The 3,497-nt window shown below is 68.9% G+C and carries 1 protein-coding gene; it reads left to right on the forward strand.

Features of this window, described 5'->3' with window-relative positions; all coding sequences use genetic code 11:
• The coding region (locus tag ACIRBY_RS38660; protein WP_403910159.1) for an amino acid adenylation domain-containing protein at nt 1-3,497 on the forward strand (3,497 nt) is incomplete at both ends.

Genomic DNA, 3,497 nt, shown 5'->3' on the forward strand with positions numbered 1-3,497 from the left:
GCGTTGGGCGTGGAAGTCCCACTGCGCGCCCTGTTCGAAGCACCGACGGTCGCACAGCTGGCACGGCGGCTCGCCCACCACGCCGGCGACCTACGCCCGGCACTGCTGCCCGCGGTCCGACCGGAGGTACTGCCGCTGTCGCACGCGCAGGAACGCCTGTGGTTCCTGCACAAACTCGAAGGCCCCTCCCCCACCTACAACATGCCCTTCGCACTGCGCCTGAACGGCGAGCTGGACATCGAAGCACTGAACCACGCCTTCAACGACGTCATCGCCCGTCACCAGGCCCTGCGCACCGTCTACCCGGACGTTGAAGGACGGCCCGTACAACAGATCCTCGACCCCGAACAGGCACGCATCGACCTGCAGATCGTCCCGACGGACGAGCAGCGGCTCGACGAGGAACTGCGCCGCGCCGCCCGACACGGGTTCGACCTCCTGACCAAGGTCCCGGTACGCGCCGAATTGCTCGTGCTCAGCACGACCGAGTCGGTGCTGGTGCTGGTGCTCCACCACGTCGCCGGTGACGGCTGGTCGATGGCCCCGCTGGCCCGCGACCTGATGGCCGCCTACTCCGCACGCCTGACCGGCGGTGAACCGCAGTGGCCGGACCTGCCCGTGCAGTACGCCGACTACACCCTCTGGCAGCGCGAACTCCTCGGCGACGACACCGACCCCGACAGCCCCTTCAGCCGCCAGTACGCCTACTGGGCCCAACAGCTGGCAGACCTGCCGGAACAGGTCACCCTCCCCACCGACCGCCCCCGCCCAGCCGTCGCCAGCAACATCGGCGACACCGTCGCCTTCAGCTTCGATGCCGAGTTGCACCGGGGGCTCACCGCGCTGGCGCGCAACACCGACGCAACGGTGTTCATGGTGCTCCAGGCATCCCTGGCCGCGCTGATGTCCCGTCTGGGCGCGGGGTCGGACATCCCGATCGGTTCACCCATCGCCGGGCGGACCGACGAAGGCCTCGATCACCTGGTCGGCTTCTTCGTCAACACATTCGTCCTGCGCACGGACACGACGCGCAACCCGGCCTTCGTCGACCTGCTGGCCCAGGTACGCGGAAGCACCCTCGCTGCATACACGCACCAGGACGTGCCGTTCCAGCACCTGGTGGAGAAGCTCAACCCGCAGCGCTCCGCCGCCCACCACCCGCTCTTCCAGGTCATGCTCGCCCTGCAGAACAACGACCGGGCCGACTTCCAGCTGCCCGGACTCGACGTCGCCGCCGAGCCGGTTCCCACGGGCACCGCGCGTTTCGACCTCTTCGTCACCGTGAGTGAGGATCGTGGTCAGAACGGCGCACCTGAAGGGGTCAGCGGTTTCGTCGAGTTCGCAACCGACCTGTACGACCGGTCGACCGTCGAGGCCTTGACCGAGCGGTGGGCGCGATTGCTGCGGGCCGTGGTGGCCCACCCCGGGGTCCCGATCGGCGACGTCGAGATCCTGGAGCAGGCCGAGCGCGACCGCATCCTCACCGAGTGGAACGACACCGTCGTTGCTGTGCCTTCCACCACGCTGCCCGAGCTGTTCGAGGCCCAGGCAGCCCGCACCCCGGATGCCGTAGGGGTGGTGTTCGATGACGTCGAGCTGTCGTACGCAGAGCTGAACGCCAGGGCGAACCGCCTGGCCCACCTGCTCATCAGCCGCGGGGCGGGGCCCGAGCGTCGAGTGGCGCTCTTGCTGGAGCGCTCGGTCGACCTGGTGGTCGCGCTCCTGGCCGTCACCAAGTCGGGGGCCGCCTATCTGCCGGTCGACCCGGAGTACCCGGCGGACCGTATCGCCCACCTCCTCCAGGAGGGCGAGCCGACGCTCCTGATCGCATCCACGGCCACCAAGGCTCTCGTCACAGCGCCGGCCATCGTCCTGGACGCGCCGTCCGTCGCCGGGGAACTGGCCGACCAGCCGGACTCCAACCCGGAGGACGCCGACCGGATCCACTGCCTCACGCCGTCCAACCCGGCGTACGTCATCTACACGTCGGGCTCCACCGGCCGCCCGAAGGGCGTGGTGGTACCGCACAGCGGCATCGTGAACCGCCTGGCCTGGATGCAGAGCGAGTACCGAATCGGTGTGGACGACCGGGTGCTGCAGAAGACTCCCTTTGGATTCGACGTATCGGTTTGGGAGTTCTTCTGGCCGCTGTTGGAAGGGGCAACGCTGGTCCTCGCCGCTCCCGGCGGCCACAGGGACCCCGCCTACCTCACCAAGCTGATACGGCGCGAGCGCATCACCGTCGTGCACTTCGTGCCGTCCATGCTCCGGACGTTCCTCCAGGAACCGGACACAGCCAGCTGCACGACGCTGCGTGCGGTCCTGTGCAGCGGCGAAGCACTCCCGGCGGAGCTGCGCGACCGCTTCTTCGAGGTACTCGACGTCCCGCTGCACAACCTGTACGGCCCGACCGAAGCCTCCGTCGACGTCACTGCCCGGCCTTGTGTTCCCTCCGACACCGCAAACGTGCCGATCGGGCGGCCTGTCTGGAACACCCGGGTGTATGTGCTGGACTCAGCGCTTCAGCCGGTTCCGGTGGGTGTGGCTGGGGAGTTGTACCTAGCCGGTGTCCAGTTGGCGCGCGGGTATCTCGGGCGGTTCGGTCTGACGGCTGAACGGTTCGTCGCCGATCCGTTCGGCGACCCGGGGACCCGGATGTACCGCACGGGTGACCTGGTGCGGTGGAACCGCGACGGCGAACTGGAATACCTGGGCCGTACCGACCACCAGGTCAAGATCCGCGGATTCCGCATCGAACCCGGAGAGGTCCAGGCCGCACTGGTGCGGCAGCCGGAGGTCGCCCAGGCCGTGGTGATCCCCCGCGAGGACCAGCCCGGCGACACCCGTCTGGTCGCATACGTCGTTCCCGAGGCGGAGGCCGGCGACGGTGACGTACGGGTATCGGAGTGGCGGGAGTTGTACGACTCGCTGTACGGCGCATCGGGTGCTCCGCTGGGCGAGGACTTCTCGGGCTGGAACAGCTCCTACACCGGCAGGCCCATCGCACTCGGCGAGATGCGCGAGTGGCGGCAGGCCACCGTGGAGCGCATCGCCGGCCACGGGCCGCGACGGATCCTGGAGATCGGCGTCGGCTCCGGTCTGCTCATGGCCCCGCTCGCAGGACGAGTGGAGGAGTACTGGGGGACGGACCTGTCCCAGGCGGTGGTCTCCCGGCTTGAGGAACAGACCGCCGAGCGCGGCTGGGGCCACGTCACGCTGCGCTGCCAGCCGGCGGACGACACCACCGGACTCCCTGTCGGGTACTTCGACACGATCGTGATCAACTCCGTCATCCAGTACTTCCCCGACCAGGAGTACCTGACCCGGGTGCTGGCCCAGGCCCTGGAGCTGCTGGCCGACGGCGGCCGGATCTTGGTAGGCGACGTGCGCCACCTCGGGCTGCTCCGCGCCCTGCACACCGCAGTACACGCCCAGCGCGCCGACGACACCGACGCACTGCGATCCGCAGTGGAGCACGCACTCGTCGTGGAGAAGGA

The organism is Streptomyces sp. NPDC096136 (genome assembly GCF_044763325.1).
GTDB lineage: Bacteria > Actinomycetota > Actinomycetes > Streptomycetales > Streptomycetaceae > Streptomyces.